The organism is Porphyromonas sp. COT-052 OH4946 (genome assembly GCF_000765965.1).
GTDB lineage: Bacteria > Bacteroidota > Bacteroidia > Bacteroidales > Porphyromonadaceae > Porphyromonas > Porphyromonas gulae.
Genome location: NZ_JQZY01000014.1, coordinates 147,575 through 163,777, shown reverse-complemented (window position 1 = coordinate 163,777; position 16,203 = coordinate 147,575). Strand labels below are relative to the sequence as shown.

The 16,203-nt window shown below is 54.7% G+C and carries 14 protein-coding genes; 4 read left to right on the top strand and 10 right to left on the bottom strand.

The annotated features are described in order from the left end of the window. Positions 1-16 precede the first annotated feature (16 nt). Both meaB and HQ50_RS05745 read left to right on the top strand, forming a co-directional pair. Positions 17-1,123: a methylmalonyl Co-A mutase-associated GTPase MeaB gene (meaB, locus tag HQ50_RS05750; protein WP_018964266.1), complete on the top strand. Its 1,107-nt coding sequence runs from the start codon at positions 17-19 to the stop codon at positions 1,121-1,123. 28 nt (positions 1,124-1,151) lie between these two features. Continuing rightward, entirely contained in the window at positions 1,152-2,330 is a 1,179-nt protein-coding gene (locus HQ50_RS05745) for a dicarboxylate/amino acid:cation symporter (protein ID WP_039428994.1), read from the top strand. A 122-nt stretch (positions 2,331-2,452) separates the two neighbouring features. Here the strand turns inward: HQ50_RS05745 and HQ50_RS05740 are convergent, their stop codons facing one another. The 9 genes from HQ50_RS05740 to HQ50_RS05700 form a co-directional block, all read right to left on the bottom strand. Beyond that, a complete protein-coding gene (locus HQ50_RS05740; RefSeq protein WP_005874159.1) occupies positions 2,453-2,782 on the bottom strand; it encodes a cupin domain-containing protein in 330 nt (109 codons plus the stop codon). A gap of 201 nt (positions 2,783-2,983) precedes the next feature. Beyond that, positions 2,984-4,477, bottom strand: a complete 1,494-nt coding sequence (gene hutH, locus HQ50_RS05735; protein ID WP_039418931.1) for a histidine ammonia-lyase — start codon at positions 4,475-4,477, stop codon at positions 2,984-2,986. Between the two features lie 2 nt (positions 4,478-4,479). Continuing rightward, a complete protein-coding gene (locus HQ50_RS05730; RefSeq protein ID WP_039418930.1) occupies positions 4,480-5,109 on the bottom strand; it encodes a cyclodeaminase/cyclohydrolase family protein in 630 nt (209 codons plus the stop codon). Positions 5,110-5,133: 24 nt separating this feature from the next. Beyond that, positions 5,134-6,282 carry an OprO/OprP family phosphate-selective porin gene (locus HQ50_RS05725; protein ID WP_039418928.1) on the bottom strand — a complete coding sequence of 383 codons (1,149 nt, stop codon included), beginning with the start codon at positions 6,280-6,282 and terminating at the stop codon, positions 5,134-5,136. A 19-nt stretch (positions 6,283-6,301) separates the two neighbouring features. Then, the gene (locus HQ50_RS05720) at positions 6,302-7,456 is read right to left on the bottom strand and encodes a nucleoside recognition domain-containing protein (RefSeq protein WP_039426196.1); all 1,155 of its coding nucleotides are present in this window, start codon (positions 7,454-7,456) and stop codon (positions 6,302-6,304) included. Between the two features lie 94 nt (positions 7,457-7,550). Then, entirely contained in the window at positions 7,551-8,822 is a 1,272-nt protein-coding gene (gene hutI / locus HQ50_RS05715; protein WP_039419801.1) for an imidazolonepropionase, read from the bottom strand. A gap of 100 nt (positions 8,823-8,922) precedes the next feature. Next, entirely contained in the window at positions 8,923-9,825 is a 903-nt protein-coding gene (gene ftcD / locus HQ50_RS05710) for a glutamate formimidoyltransferase (protein WP_039428991.1), read from the bottom strand. A gap of 40 nt (positions 9,826-9,865) precedes the next feature. Further along, entirely contained in the window at positions 9,866-10,861 is a 996-nt protein-coding gene (locus HQ50_RS05705; protein WP_039426188.1) for a DUF6624 domain-containing protein, read from the bottom strand. Between the two features lie 32 nt (positions 10,862-10,893). After that, positions 10,894-11,412 carry an HU family DNA-binding protein gene (locus tag HQ50_RS05700; protein WP_039428988.1) on the bottom strand — a complete coding sequence of 173 codons (519 nt, stop codon included), beginning with the start codon at positions 11,410-11,412 and terminating at the stop codon, positions 10,894-10,896. A 675-nt stretch (positions 11,413-12,087) separates the two neighbouring features. Between HQ50_RS05700 and rho the strand changes: the two genes are divergently transcribed. Continuing rightward, complete coding sequence (rho, locus tag HQ50_RS05690; RefSeq protein ID WP_039428981.1) at positions 12,088-14,061, top strand: transcription termination factor Rho; 1,974 nt, start codon at positions 12,088-12,090, stop codon at positions 14,059-14,061. A 227-nt stretch (positions 14,062-14,288) separates the two neighbouring features. Further along, entirely contained in the window at positions 14,289-15,197 is a 909-nt protein-coding gene (locus HQ50_RS05685; RefSeq protein WP_039428978.1) for a DMT family transporter, read from the top strand. A 10-nt stretch (positions 15,198-15,207) separates the two neighbouring features. On the opposite strand, the gene HQ50_RS05680 is transcribed toward HQ50_RS05685, so the two are convergent. Next, positions 15,208-16,167: a glycosyltransferase family 2 protein gene (locus HQ50_RS05680; protein WP_039428976.1), complete on the bottom strand. Its 960-nt coding sequence runs from the start codon at positions 16,165-16,167 to the stop codon at positions 15,208-15,210. Between the last annotated feature and the right edge of the window lie 36 nt (positions 16,168-16,203).

Genomic DNA, 16,203 nt, shown 5'->3' with positions numbered 1-16,203 from the left:
AAACTGAACAATAACTATGGACGAACTACTTCATCATCCCGAAAATGATGATTGCTACAAGGGACTGAAAGTGAATAAGGGCGTTTCCAATATGCCCATCATCAATCCCTACCTGCACAGAACAAGACGCAAGAAACTGACGGTCAAGGACTATGTGGATGGCATTTTGGCGGGCGATATTACCATCCTGAGTCGTGCTGTCACACTGGTGGAAAGTCTCCTGCCCATGCATCAGGATACGGCGCAGCAGATCATAGAGCAGTGCCTGCCTCATGCCGGCCGTTCCATGCGTATCGGTATTACCGGAGTACCCGGAGCGGGCAAGAGTACTTCGATCGATGCTTTCGGTATGCACCTCATCAAGCAGGGGCGGAAGCTCGCCGTGCTGGCCATAGATCCCAGCAGCGAGAGATCCAAAGGGAGTATTCTGGGAGATAAGACCCGTATGGAGCAGCTTTCCCGAGAGAAGAATGCCTTTATTCGTCCCAGTCCTGCTGCCGGCTCACTGGGTGGTGTGGCGCGCAAGACGCGTGAGACCATCGTGCTGTGTGAAGCGGCCGGATTCGACACGATCTTTGTAGAGACGGTAGGCGTGGGACAGAGCGAAACGGCTGTCCATTCGATGGTGGACTTCTTCCTGCTGATCCAGCTGGCCGGTACGGGGGATGAACTTCAGGGTATCAAGCGCGGTATCATGGAGATGGCCGATGGTATCATCGTCAATAAAGCGGACGGAGACAATATCGACAAGGCCAATCTGGCGGCTTCGCATTATCGGAATGCTCTTCGGCTATTCCCACCGGCGGAGTCGGGATGGAAGCCGCGCGTCCTTACCTATTCGGGCTATTATGCCATCGGCATCAAGGATATTTGGGATATGATCGACGAGTACCGCCATTTTACGACGGATAACGGATTCTTCCGGATGAAGCGTCAGCGTCAGGCCAAGTGGTGGATGTACGAGACGATCAACGACGAACTGCGCGATTCGTTCTACAACAGTACAGAGGTTCAGAGCCTCATACCAGAGGTCGAAGAGGCCGTGTTGGAAGATCGTGCCACGAGTTTCGTTGCTGCCCGTCGTCTACTGGATGCCTACTTCCGCTATATTTCCAACAAATAATCTTCTTGATCAAGCAACCTTAACCCTTATGCGTAAACTACGGATCGGCCTTTTGCCCAAGATCATATTGGCCATTATCCTCGGTATCGGCTTCGGCAACCTCTTCAGCTTCCCGTTTATTCGGATCTTCGTCACTTTCAATACTCTCTTTAGCGAACTGCTCGGCTTCTCCATTCCGCTGATTATCCTCGGATTGGTGACGGTGGCTATTGCCGACATCGGGAAAGGTGCCGGAAGGATGCTTCTTATCACTGTGCTGATAGCCTATATGGCTACGGTGTTGTCAGGCCTATTCGCCTACTTCGCCGGCAATGCTTTCTTCCCGTCTTTGATTTCTCCCGGTACGGGTATGAGCGATGTCACTCAGTCGCAAGGAGTAGAGCCTTACTTCTCTATCGCCATACCGCCAATGATGAGCGTGATGACAGCTCTTGTCCTTTCCTTTGTACTCGGTTTGGGTTTGGCCGGCATGGAAAGCCGTGGTATGAAGGGAATGATGCAGGATTTTCAGGAGATTATCACCAAGTTGATCGCCAAAGTTATTATCCCCTTGCTACCTATTTATATCTTCGGGATCTTTCTGAACATGACCCATCAGGGCGAAGTGGTGAAGGTATTATCCGTCTTCCTTAGTATCATCGGTATTATTTTCGGCCTTCATATCATCCTGCTGATCTTCCAATACGCTGTGGCAGGATTTATAACCAAGAAGAATCCTTTCAGAATGCTGTGGCGGATGATGCCGGCTTATTTCACTGCTCTCGGTACGCAGTCTTCGGCAGCCACTATTCCCGTCACGCTCAAGAGTGCGGTGAAGTGTGGCGTATCGGAAGAGATAGCAGGCTTTACCGTCCCTCTCTGTGCTACGATCCACCTGAGCGGTAGCACGCTCAAGATCACTTGTTGTGCTTTGGCACTGATGACCATGCAGGGGATGCCTTATGATGCAGGTCTGTTTGCCGGCTTTATCTTTATGCTCGGTATTACGATGGTGGCAGCTCCGGGAGTACCGGGTGGAGCCATCATGGCAGCTTTGGGTGTTTTGCAGAGTATGCTCGGTTTCGATGAGTCCTTACAGGCACTCATGATAGCATTGTATATAACCATGGATAACTTCGGTACGGCTTGTAATGTCACAGGCGACGGTGCTATCTCGCTGATCGTGGACAAACTCATGATGCGCAAGAGGCAGGCAGTCGCAAGGTAGACAAGAGGTTAGGAAGAAAAAGAAAGGAGAGGAGACTGTCGGCATGTACAGATCTCCTCTCCTTTGTTTATTTGTTGGAGGCTTTACGTCCCCAGGATGGCGCAGTATATGTCTGCACGTTTTCAGCCGCGGATCATGGTGAGGAGCATCTTGAAGCGTTTCGTAGCATGGAGTGCATGGCTGACGTTGGCCGGCATGATGACGGACCGGCCGGCTTTGAGGAGAAGAGGTTGGCCTCCGATTCTTATTTCCGCTTCCCCTTCCAATATCTGTACGAAGGCATCGAAAGGTGCTGTGTGTTCGCTCAGTCCCTGCCCTTGGTCGAAGGAGAAGAGAGTAATGTTGCCTACTTCGTTCTTAAGTACTTGTTTGCTGATGATTCCGCCGTCGGAATACTCTACTGATGCCGATATGTCGAGAACAGTAGCTTTGGGGTATGTTTCTTTTGTCATTGTTTGTTTTCGATTGTTTAGTCTGATCTCATGTCTTGTAAACGGGCATGGCATTACCCTTATTGCGTCGGAGCGAGCCTATACGAGAAGAGGGTGTGCCAAACGAAAATACTTCGTGGCACACCCTCTCTTTCTTGCATTCGGAAAGCCTGTATCTCCCTCCCCCTCAGCGTAAGGAATCAGCGGGAGAAACGTGGTTCGTTAGAAAGCATATTCGCGAACGAACTCCGTGGCTGCCTGTATCTGTTTGTACATGACTACATCGTCCTCCACCTTGGGAGCTACCTTGCGCAGCTCGCCGAGCATCTTCTCCAAGTACGGAGACGTCTTGGTCGGACGGCGGAATTCGAAGGCTTGGGCTGCATCGAGGAGTTCGATAGCAAAGATCATCTCCAAGTTTTCTATGATCGGAAGCAGCTTCGTTGCTGCGTTGGCTCCCATAGAAACGTGGTCTTCCTGCCCGTTGCTGCTGACGATGCTGTCGCTGGCTGCGGAGAAACAGTACATCTTGTTTTTGCTCACCATCGCTGCGGCTGCGTACTGCGGTATCATGAATCCGCTGTTCAGACCGGGATTGGCCACGAGGAACTCAGGCAGATCGCGCAGGCCGAGTATGAGCTGAGCCGTACGACGTTCGCTGATATTGCCCAGTTCGGCCAAGGCTATAGCCAGGAAATCGTATACGATGGCAAGAGGTTGGCCGTGGAAGTTACCACCCGATACGACAAGATCTTCATCGGGGAAGACCGTGGGATTGTCGGTCACGGAGTTGATCTCTCGAATGACTACCTCTGTAACGTAGGCAATGGCATCGCGGCTGGCTCCGTGAACCTGCGGCATACAGCGGAAGCTGTACGGATCCTGTACCTGCTTCTTCGGGCGGGCTATCTGCTCGCTGCCTTTCAGTACTTCCTTCAGGTGACGAGCTACGGCCAACTGTCCGGGGTGAGGACGTATGATGTGGAGGTTGTCGGTAAAGGGGGCATCCAAGCCATCGAAAGCTTCGAGCGAGAGTGCACCGATACAGTCTGCTACCTCTACGAGACGGTGCGCCTTGAGGAGGGCGTAGACGCCATGACTGCTCATGAACTGTGTGCCATTGAGCAGAGCCAAGCCTTCTTTGCTCTTGAGGATGATCTTCTCCCAGCCGAACTCCTGCATCACATCGCAGGCATCGCGTTTCTCACCCTTGTACATGACTTCTCCCTCACCGATAAGCGGCAGGAAGAGATTGGCCAGAGGGGCGAGGTCGCCCGATGCGCCGAGCGAACCGCGATCGTAAACGATGGGGAGCACATCGTTATTGAGCATGTCCAGAATACGCTGCACGGTGCATAGCTGTACGCCGCTGTGTCCCAACTGGAGGGCATGAGCTTTGAGCAGAAGCATCAGGCGCACGATGTCCTCATGAACGGGCGTGCCGCAGCTACAGGCATGACTCTTGACGAGGTTCTCCTGTAGGGCGGTGAGCTGATCCGGTGTAATTGTCCTGTTGCAGAGAGAGCCGAAGCCGGTGGTCACGCCGTATATGGGTTTGTCCGACTGCTTCACTTTCTCGTCCAGATAGTGGCGGCAATGCTCGATACGTCTTACGGCATCGGCCGATAGCTCCAGCTTGAAGCGACTATCCAGATATTCGCGAAGCAGATCCAGAGAGAGCGGTTCGGAACCGACTTGAAAAGAAGTACGTGCCATCGTTATTCGCATGCTTTTTTGGTGATAGCCAATACCTCGGCCTCGCGACGTACGGCATCGGCTTCGATCGCATTGGCTTCTTCCGTATGCGTCTTGACGAAATCCTCGTCCTTGATAGACGTCAGATTGATACGAACATTCAGCAGGGCACCGATGATAGCCGTGCGAGCGCACATCATGGCTACACATCCGTCCGTAATGGCATTCTGATTGCCTTTGGCTACGACTGCTTCGATCAGCGGCAACAGACTGTGTACACGCCGAGCCACCTCCATAGGTACGGATGCTGCATATTTGGTCATCTCCTGAATCTGAGCCGAGCGAACGGCCTTCTCTTCATCCGTTTCCTTGGGGAGTTTGAAGGCGGCGAATACCTTATTATAAGCATCGCTGTCGCGGTCTATATCCAGTACCAGTTCTTTCTGAATAGCGGCTGCTTCGGTAGCGATAGTCTGCATCTCGGCTTCCACCTCGGCGTACTTCTTCTTACCGATAGTCAGGTTAGCCACCATTTCGGCCAATGCTGCTGCAATAGAGCCGTTCAGAGCGGAGATACTGCCTCCTCCGGGTACGGGTTCCTGGCCTGCTGTCTCGGCGAGGAAGCCTTTTACTGTAAGATCTGTTAGAATCATTATTACGTGAATGTTTGGTGATTATTATAAGAAAGGTATCTGATAGATCAGACCGGCGCGAAGAGCATTGGTGCTTTCCGTCTCGGTCGCACTGTACCGGTAGTGCCGTCCTATGTAGGTGACGAACAGACGGAAGTTGGTCTCCGTGGGGTAATATTCCACCCCTCCCATATAGCCGTAGGAGTGGCGCGTGTGGCTGCTTTCGCCGTATTGGGCAGGCGCGTAGCCGTTCTCGTACATGCCTTTGACGAAGAGATTGACCTGATCGAGGAGGCGGAAGTTCCACTTCGATACCAGAGCATAGTACTTGACGTCCGTGAGGGTCTTGCCCTTGCCGTAGCGAGCAGTCATAATGCCTTTGTCGTCCAATCCCTCGATCGAGTAGGTGAGGTCGAGGTATCCGTTGATCCGTCTGCCCGGATTGAACTGATTGCCCGCCGTGAAGTACCACATATTACGCTCTTTGGCTTGGTGAGCCATTGATACGGCGTAACGCATGTGCAGTGCTCCTCCGAGGAGGGTACCGTTCCACTGTGCCGAGTAGAGGAGCGGGTAGCTCGTGGCGGTAGCGACATCGGGTGTCACGTGGTAGCGGTCGGCGAAGCGATTGTTGTAAGCATTGAGTACCTGTAGCTGCAGCTGCTGTTCGGGGTGGAAGTTCCATGCGAAGTTCACGCCCGAAGTATAGCATGTCATGTAGTCCACAAGGTCGCTGTACTGGTAGATCTCTACGGGGTTCATGTCGTATTCTATCCCTCCGAAACGTGCGTACTGACGTCCGAAGAAGAAGGACACCTTGTCGCTTGGGTGCCAGTCCACACCTGCGATGTCGATGGCATCGGAGAGATTGTCGGCAAATGAAGAGCCGTCGGCCGCACGGTTGAGACGTTGTCGCCAGTCGAAGCTGAGATAGCGGTTCAGTTCGCCATGAGCAGACATCCGCAGCTCGTGTACCTTGAAGCGTCCGATGTGGGATTCGTCATCGACGAGCGGCTGGTCGTAGAACGACTGTATGCCTAAGTACACCTTCAGCTTTTTCTGCTTCTGCTCCAGACCGAATACACGTTCGGCCAGAGAAGGCTCGCCGTTGCGTTCGGCCGGTCCTGTCTGTTGGGCGATGGCCGGCATACCGAACAGGATGAGGCATGCCAATGATAATAGCGATTTGTTCATACGTTGGTCGTGGATGGGATCAAATGAGTGAGACGAGGACGAAGAGCCAGTGGGCGAATACGCCGGCGACGAGTCCGCCGATCGCGTGTGCTCCGATCGCCTGTGTGATGAGGCGGCGGTACTTGAGACTATCGAGCATGGCCGTGTGCGTACTGAGGAAGCCGCTCCAGCACATACCCATGGCAGTGAAGACGGCTACTGCATTGCCGTCCAGAATACCTTGGGCCGAGAAGTTGGGTACCAGTCCGAGGGCTGCACCGACTGCTCCGAGCGCGGTGATCGGGAAGGCGATGAGGCGGGAATCGGTGAAGCCGAAGAGCCAGTGGAAGAGGAAGTCCACCTTGTCGGCAAGGGCCGGTAGCAGGCCGACGCCTTCGTATGCCTTGCCGGCGAAGGTGCCGTCGGGTCCGGCAGGTCCGTTGGTGAGCATCATAACGGCCGTACTGATGATGAGCACGCCGGGGATGATGGCTATGCCGAGGTCTACACCCGTCTTGCCGCCGTCCAGTATGGCATTGAGCATACGAAGGAAGAGGTTCTCCTTATGCTCTTTCGTTTCCTCGTGCTCCATCTCCTCCACATTGACGGGACTGTCCATCTCCGGATAGCGGCGGAGCGTGCTGCGCTGCATCAGACGAGTGCTGACTACGCTGCCGACGATGGCTCCGAAGAGGCCTACCACGGCACCGCCGCCATAGCCCTGTCCTGCCATGAAGATGATAACGACCATACCCATGCCGAAGGCCGTACCGAAATTGGTGAGGCTGACGAGCTGGTATTTCTTGAAGTAGGAGCAGAACTTGCGATCCTGTGCCAGAGAGATGATGGCCGGATTGTCACTAAGGAAGGTGAGGATGCCTCCGAGTGCCGACACGCCCGGCAGGTTGTAGAGGGGCTTCATCAGGGGCCGTAGGATGCGCTCGAGCATATCCACGACATGGAACTCCACGAGCAGACTGCCCAAGGCACCACTCAGTACCGTGATACCCATGATATAGAATACGGTCTCGAGCAGGAGGTGGTAGGAGGTCTGCATGATCGTATTGAGCATATTGGGCAGACCCATGACATGCCCTACGTAGCCGAATATGGCGAAGAAGAGAATGACGAAGCCGAGGGCTTCGAAGAGATGACGCCTGAACGTCCGCTGCTTGTGCTGAGATCTTGTCTCCATTTATAATAATGTATGCGGTGGTTTTTTGGTGGGAAAAGACAAGGCCGGAGCGGGACTTCGTTTAGTGCCTTCGCTCCGGTCTTTGCCTTGTGGTTTATGCGTTGGTGTATATGACCCTGCCACCTTTGACGGTATGCTCCACGAGGTTCATGCCGAAGTGGTAGGAGAGGAATTTGTACGATGGGTATTGGAGCACGACGAGGTCGCCCTTCTTGCCCGGCTCGATGCTGCCGATCGTATCGGCTCTTCCTATGGCAGCAGCCCCGTTGATGGTGAGGGCCGTGATGGCTTCTTCGACGGTCATGCCCATGTAGAGGGTGGCAAGGGCAAACATCAGGGGGACGGAAGCCGAGAAGCAACTGCCCGGATTGAGGTCGCTGGCGATAGCTACGGCACAGCCGGAGTCGATCATCTTACGGGCGGGAGCGTAGTCGGCACGGAGGCTGAAGGCGGTACACGGTAGCAGAGTGGCCACGGTGTTGCTTTCGGCCAAGGCCTTAATTCCCGCGTCGGATATTTGAAGCAGATGATCTGCCGAGAGGCATCCCAGTTCGGCAGCCAGCTCAGCTCCGCCGAATGGCACGATCTCGTCTGCATGCATCTTGACGGAGAGCCCTGCTTCCTTGGCGGCCGTGAGCATGCGTCGGGTCTGTTCGTGATCGAATACGCCCTTCTCGGTGAAGATGTCGCAGCACTCGGCCAAGTCCTGCCGCACGACTTCGGGCAGCACTTCGCGGCAGAGGTACTCGATGAATTCGGTGGGACGTCCTTTGTATTCGGGGGCGGTGTCATGCGCTCCCATGAAGGTGGAGTAGAGGTCGAGGGGCTGTTCGTCCTGAAGGTCGCGCACTACGCGCAGCTGCTTCAGCTCGGTCTCGAGGTCCATCCCGTAGCCGCTCTTGGCTTCTACGGTGGTGACGCCCATCTTCATCATATTGGAGAGGTGTCGGAGGGCGGAGGCTTTGAGCTGGTCTTCCGATTCGGCACGTGTAGCGCGCATGGTGCTGGCGATCCCTCCGCCGCGCTCCATGATACTCATGTAGCTGTCGCCGGCGAGCCGCCATTGGAACTCATCTTCCCTGTAGCCGCCGAAGACTACGTGCGTGTGGCTATCGACAAAGCCCGGCAGTACGCAGCGTCCCGTGGCGTCCAGCTCTTGGCAGCCTTGGGTCATGGAGGGGGCTACGTCCGCCATGCGACCGGCAAAGGTGATGATGCCATCGCGGACGACCACTGCGGCAGGGCCTTCGATGGTGTGTATCTGCCGCATGGCTTCGCGGCCGTGTTTGGCTTCGGTGCCTTGACAGGTGACGAGCTGGGCGATATTCTTGATGTAGAGATTCATTGTGTCGGGGGTGTTAGGCATGTATTGTCGGAAAGAAGCTTGCAAATAGAGCACCACCACGCCACCCGATAGAGGGAGGCGGGTGGTATCTCTATCCTTCAAACAACAAACATGATGACGTTTACTCCATGATCTGAGATTCGAGGATCTGATCCATGGAGAAGTTTTCGATGCCGAGGTAGTATTCGGCGCAGTCGATCAGTGCCTGCATGGGCACGAGTCCGATCACTTCGCTGCCCACTACCGATACGCCGTAGCGTGCGGCTTCCATACGTACCATCTCGTGAGCACGATAGACGGCCGTCTTGGTGAAGTCCGTCAGGTTCATGGACACCTGTACGATGCCGCGGTCGGTAAGCTCTACGCCCATGGCCTTGCAGAAGCGCAGACCGCCGCCGAGGAAGCGTACCTTCTTGGCGATGGCGTCCGCGATGGAGAGGTCGTTCGTATTGAGGTTCACGTTGTAAGCGACGAGCGGCATACGGGCACCGACTGCTACGGTACCGGCTGTCGGGTGACGATCGGCCGGGCCGAAGTCAGGATGCCAGTCGGCTTCGTGTATCTTCTCTGCCATGCCTTCGAATTCGCCTTTGCGGATCTTGGCCAGGTTCTCACGGTGGGGAGCGGTAGCCGATTTCTCATAGAGGAATACGGGCACGCCGTACTTCTCACCTATCGTACGGCCTACTTCCTTGGCGAGGGCATCGGCATCTTCGGCAGTCACATTCTTGATGGGAATGAAGGGGATCACGTCCACTGCGCCCATACGGGGATGCTGACCCGAATGCTTGGTCAGGTCGATCAGCTCTACGGCGATACCTACGGCTTCGATCACTGCATCGCGCAGGGGCTCAGGTTCGCCCACTACGGTCACGACGAGACGGTTGTGATCCTCATCGTTGCTATAGTTCAATAGCTTGACGCCTTCGCGCGTGCGGAAGGGGTTTACTATCTTCTCGATTTTCTCTTTGTCGCGTCCCTCCGAGAAGTTGGGCACGCACTCCATGATTCTTGATAATGCCATGTCTGTATTATTGCTTGGGTTGGTTGATTGTTTTTACTACTTAATTCTTCTTTTTTTCGCATGAATGCCTGTAATACTTCCATATCTTAGGCAAGTCTTTCTTGTACTGTCTTATATCCCAATCATATCCCATCGAATTGACGTAATCGGAAAGAGAATCCATCCCGATGCCTGCACGACGTTCGTCCACATGGTCTATATCTTCAATGGGAATGACGAAAAAGAACTTATTACCGTTCTCCTCCTTAACGTGGTAGGTTTGTGTCCCATAGATCTGCTCCTTGCATTCGTGCATTCGAATACGATCCACAAGGTAGGCATAATGCATGGGGTCTGTTCTTTTTTCTTCGACAGCTTTTTGGAGCATAGGCAGATAGCGAGTAGCTACTTCCGGCCTTTGATCGGCATGTTGGATGCAGAGCCAAAGCGTTTGGTCAGCAGAACATCCTAATCTATTTGCTCCCGGCCACTCGCCGAATGTGTCTATAATATGTATGGCTCGTTCCGTATTTTGCCTATCGACGAGGAGTATTTCGTCTCGTACCTTCTTTCGAATGTTATCGCCGGTTTCGTTAGGGAGTCGGAGCCATAGAATTCTGATGCCTTGATCTTCGCGCTGAATCTGCCAGATTTCATTACGCATATCCGCGTGCGGATTCCTTTCGACCGAGTCGATCCAACTCTTGTATACTTCCCATCGTGGCAAAGTGTAATAGAAAGCCTGATATTCGGGCTTTGAGAGAAGATGATAGGTAAAGGCATCCTCTTCAGGATCGGATGTCAAACTATCCAATTGGGCTTGGATATATGTTTGATCCCGATCCTGAATGGCTTTGTCAAAGGGAGCGCATAAAGCTTCAGTAACGTACTGCATGAAAATGTCCTGATAAGTCTTTCTGAAAGCAGTACTGTCGTTCTGTTCTAAATACTTTATAGACAGGTTGATCAAGTCTTTAGTCGTATTCTGTGCTTTCGAAAGATTACAAGCAATCAGAGAAACAAGCAATACAATGCCAAGTCTACTTATCCGAAACATTTCCAAACTGTATTTTGTCGTGTGATGATTCGTTACAGTCCGCCGCCGGTGCTGCCCTGTTCGCCGCCGCCATCGGGTGCGGAGGGAGAGGGCGTCTGACTGTCGCTTGTGCCGGGTTTCTTCTTAGGCTGCGGCTCCACACGCTCGTAGTCGAAGGCCAAGGCGGAAGACCCCGGGCGGAGCTTGCCGCGCGCGGGGATGCTCTTGAGCTCTGCCGAGGGGATGAAGACGAGCCTGTGCTTCTGGATCTGATCTACTGAAAAACTCTTGGGATCGTCCAATTGTTTAGAACCGAACGAGAGGCGGAAGCTGCCCAGTTCGCCGATGCGAACCGTCTTGCCGTTGGGCAGCTCCTCGGTGAGGATATTGACCAGGCGGTCGAGGATGCCTTTCACGTCGGCAGAGGTCAGAGACGACTCCTCGGCTATTCGCTTGCAGAGGCTGTGGAAGGTTACCGAGTCTTGTGCCGCCGGCTGGGCATAATAGATGGTCTGTCCGGCTTTGGGGCCGATCTTGGCGACAGACTTTTTGATTACATACTTTAGGGACATAACTTACTTATTATTAGTTTCTTACTCTTCGATGACTATTCATGCCCGATACATCCCTCAAGTGCTCCGAAAAAAAACGTCTAGACGTTCGGAGGAAAACGTCTAGACGTTCCGAATAAAACGTCTAGACGTTTCGAGCAAAAGGTCTAGACGTTTCGGGCAAAACGTCTAGACGTTTTTTCGAGGGAGTATTGCAGACGGCCACGGCCTCGTCCTGACGTTCGGGTCGGTGGCTCTCGGCCTTCCTCCGGCGGAGTGCTGCGGCTCCTTCCGCATGCGGCTGACCGAGGGGGCGGCCACGACTTGTCGGTGCGGTCTGCAAACTGCCGACAAAGGTACCCAAATAGTTCGATTCGGCCGATAGCGAAAACCAAATACTTGTCCCACCCCTCAGGGTACCGAAGCGAGCCGCTCTGCTGTCGTCCGCGGCGGCCTCTCTTCACGGGCTCTCAGGCCGGCGGCATGCGGTGGTGGAGATTCTCGTGATGAATGTGAGGGGAGGGTGGAGACCGTTTTTCGATTTATTTCTTACATTTGCACGACGGAAAATGAGATAGACACCTATTCTCTATCCTTTCGTCCCGACGGTATCGAGTACTCTGAAAAGCCTCATCCCTGATACCGTTTCCCGATTCAACTCATCATCTTATTTCCTAAAACTCATCATCATTTTTTATGCAGAAGTACACGATCGTCGATCTGAACGAAAAGGCTGAAGCTGAACTCGCCGCTATCGCCGGTGAGTTGGGTATTGCCAATGCCGGCTCAATGCCCAAACAAGAACTTATTTACAAGATACTCGATGAACAGGCTATCAGTGTAGCCGGCGTTCAGAAGGAAAAACAAAAAGCAAAAGAAGGACAACGCACCGAAAGGCGCAAGCCGGGTCGTCCTCGCAAGGACGCCGGGGAGGAAGCTCCCGAAAGCAAAGACGCCGAGACGGCTCCTGCCGAGCCGGCAGCGGAAGACGCTCAGACCAAGCGCAGGCGCGGACGTCCTCGCAAGTCGGAAGAGACTGCGATCGAGACTCAGGAGGACGCCCAGCAACTGGTGGCTCTGGCCGCTGCCGAAGAGATAAACGCCACGGAGAAGAAGAGGACGGACAGGAAGCCGGCTCCGAAACCGGCTGCGCCGGCACCCGTCGATGTCCCGGCCGAGAGCGACCTCCCACAGGAGAAGCAGCCGGCTGCGACTAAGCCTGCCGCCGCTGCCGTATTGCCTGCCGTCAAGCCCGTAGAAGAGGAGACCAGAGCGGAGACGCCTGCTCCTCCCCCTGCCATCGAGTCCATCACCACGGCATCGACTACGGGAGCCGTCGATGAGGGCGGTGCTCGCCGCCTCGTATTCAGGCACAAGAACAGCTCTTCGGTGCTGGATCAGGTGCTGCCGTACAGCTCTCCCCAGCCCCAGCAGAGGCCGAAGCCTGCCACAGCTCCGGTCGGCAGCAGCCCCATCAGGCAGCGACAGCCGGCCAACGTGCCGACTCTCCGCCGCGAACCTCAGCAATCTCTCTACAACTTCGACGGTATCCTTGAGTGCATGGGAGTACTGGAGATCATGCCCGACGGCTACGGATTCCTCCGCTCCTCGGACTATAACTACCTGTCCTCTCCGGACGATGTGTACATGTCCCAGCAGCAGATCAAGCAGAACGGACTGAAGACGGGCGACGTCGTGGCAGGACATATCCGTCCGCCCCGGGAGGGCGAGAAGTACTTCCCCTTCGTTCAGCTCAAGAGTGTGAACGGACGTAGCCCCGAAGAGATCCGCGACCGCGTGCCCTTCGATCACCTCACACCCCTCTTCCCCGAAGAGAAGTTTACCCTCGAAGCTCCGGGCGTGCGTGCCGTAAACGACAAAATATCCGTCCGCGTCGTAGACCTCTTCGCCCCCATAGGCAAAGGCCAGCGCGGCCTCATCGTATCGCAGCCCAAGACGGGTAAGACGATGCTCCTCAAGGATATTGCCAATGCCATCGCAGCCAATCACCCCGAAGTCTATATGATCGTCCTGCTCATCGACGAGCGTCCCGAAGAGGTCACCGACATGGCGCGAAGTGTGAACGCCGAGGTCATCGCCTCCACCTTCGACGAACCGGCAGAGCGTCACGTGAAGATCGCCGAGATCGTCCTGAACAAAGCCAAAAGAATGGTCGAGTGCGGTCATGACGTGGTCATCCTGCTCGACTCCATCACCCGTCTGGCACGTGCATACAATACCGTACAGCCGGCATCGGGCAAGGTGCTCTCAGGTGGTGTCGATGCCAATGCCCTGCAGAAGCCCAAGCGCTTCTTCGGTGCCGCTCGTAACATCGAAAACGGCGGTAGTCTGACTATTCTGGCCACGGCACTGACCGACACAGGTTCTAAGATGGACGAAGTGATATTCGAAGAGTTCAAGGGTACGGGCAATATGGAGCTGCAGCTCGATCGCCGCCTGTCCAACAAGCGGATATTCCCCGCGGTAGACATCATGTCCAGCAGTACGCGCCGCGACGACCTGCTACAGGACGAGACCACGCTGAACCGTATGTGGATCCTGCGCAAGTATCTCTCCGACATGAATCCTGTCGAGGCCATGGAGTTCGTCCGCAAGCAGCTGGAGAATACGCATACCAATATGGAGTTCCTCGCCTCGATGAGCAACTGATAACCGCGCTGCCTCGCCCCCTCCCTCCACAAGAGGAGAGCGGGTGGCAGACAGGCTTGTGAGAGACAAGCCGCCCTCTATCCGGCAGCAGACCGGCAGACAAGTGGGAGAGAGGTCGAAGAGCCGAGCGCATCGTCCTTCGATCTCTCTCCGTACTTGGCTGAGCACTTCGCTCTGCTATACCTTATTATTATAAGTATCAATCTCGATTCGTTACGGCAGCATTCATGACATCTTCACGCCTCTACGGTCTTGCGGTCGGTGTACTGTCGTCCGCCACGTTCGGACTCATCCCCCTGTTCACGCTGCCGATTTCGGCTAAGGGGGCTTCGTTCGAGCTTATTCTTTTCTATCGCTTCTTCTTCGCTGCCATCGCCATCGGTCTGCTGCATCGCCTATCGGGCGGCAGTTTCAGAGTCGGCCGCGCAGATATAGGTCCGCTGGTATTGCTGGGCTTGCTCTACACCGGCTCGGCACTTTTCCTCTTCCACGGCTACAGCTATATGGCCAGCGGAGTAGCCACCACCATCCACTTCCTCTATCCGCTGTTCGTCTCGGCACTGATGCTTCTATTCTTTCGGGAGAGACTTTCGCCCGTGCCATTGACGGCCATTCTCATCGCCCTGATAGGCGTGGGCTTGCTGATGGGTCTCACGGGAGGGGGCGATCGGGTAGGGCTTACCGGCTTTGTGATAGTCGCCATCTCGGCACTTTGCTATGCCCTCTATATCGTCTTTGTCAATCGGAGCCGGATCCGAACCATGCCGGGACGGCGGCTGACGTTCTACGTCTTCGTGGCTGCGGCAGGTTTTTGCCTGATCAACGTCCTCGTCACGCAGGGCGAAGTGGCTCCTCTTCCCGATGCGGCTTCATGGGGCAATATCCTGCTCTTGGCTTTGGTGCCGACGGTAATTTCCAATCTGGCTTTGGTAGTGGCTGTACGCAACATCGGCTCCACGCTCACCTCTGCACTGGGAGCTATGGAGCCGCTTACGTCCGTATTGGTCGGTGTGTGGGTCTTCGACGAGGTGTTGGGGGCCTCCGCTATAGTTGGTATGGGCTGTATCCTTATAGCCGTTGCGCTTATCGTTTTCTCCGAACCGCTCGAACTGATGCTCCGGAGGAGGAGACGATAGCGGCCGTTCGCTACCGTTCGTCTGCCGCTATATTGCTTTCGGCCACCAAGTAGAGGGGCCTCCCGACTATATTTTTGTTGATCTTGGATATATAGGTACCGATCACCCCAAGGCATATCAGCTGCACTCCTCCCAAGAACATGGAGCTTACGATGACGGACGTCCATCCGCTCACCGTCTTATCCAGTAGGAAGTGGGAGACGAGGGCATAGACGATCACGAATAACGAGAGCAGGGAAACCCAGGCACCTAATTTGGCCACCCATTCGAGCGGCCTGCTGGAAAATCCCGTGATGCCGTCGATGGCCAAGGCAAGCATCTTCCTGAGCGGATAGTTCGTTTGGCCGTATTTTCTTTCGTCTCTGTCGAAGAGCACCCCTGTCTGGCGGAATCCCATCCAGGCGATTTGCCCCCTCAGGAACTTGTTCTGCTCGGGCATCTCTCTGAGGCACTGCACGATCTTCCGGTCGATCAGCCGGAAGTCGCCCGTATCCAGCGGCATATCGATAGATGTGATCTTGCGCATCGTCCGGTAGAACCCCTTGGCCGTCGCCTTCTTGAACCACGTTTCGCCTTCGCGATGCTTCCGCTGTGCATAGACCACTTCGTAGCCCTCGCAGTATTTCGCATACAATTCCGGTATCAATTCCGGCGGATCCTGCAAGTCGCCGTCGATGATCACGGTAGCCTTTCCCCTCACATGGTCTAATCCTGCCGACACGGCTATCTGGTGGCCGAAGTTGCGACTCAGATTGATATAGAAGAAACGGTCATCATCCTTGCACAGGCTGCGCAATAGCTCCATCGAACCATCGCGGCTGCCGTCATTGACAAAGATCAGTTCGTAGTCCTCCGTTATCGAAGCCGCCGCCGCACTCAACCGCCGCACCAGCTCGGGAAGTTCCTTCTCTTCATTATAGATCGGTACGACGATGGAAAGCTCCTTCGTATAAGTCGTATTGACATCCATAGGAATTGACGTTTAGATTGTTTTCAGCACGCTCAG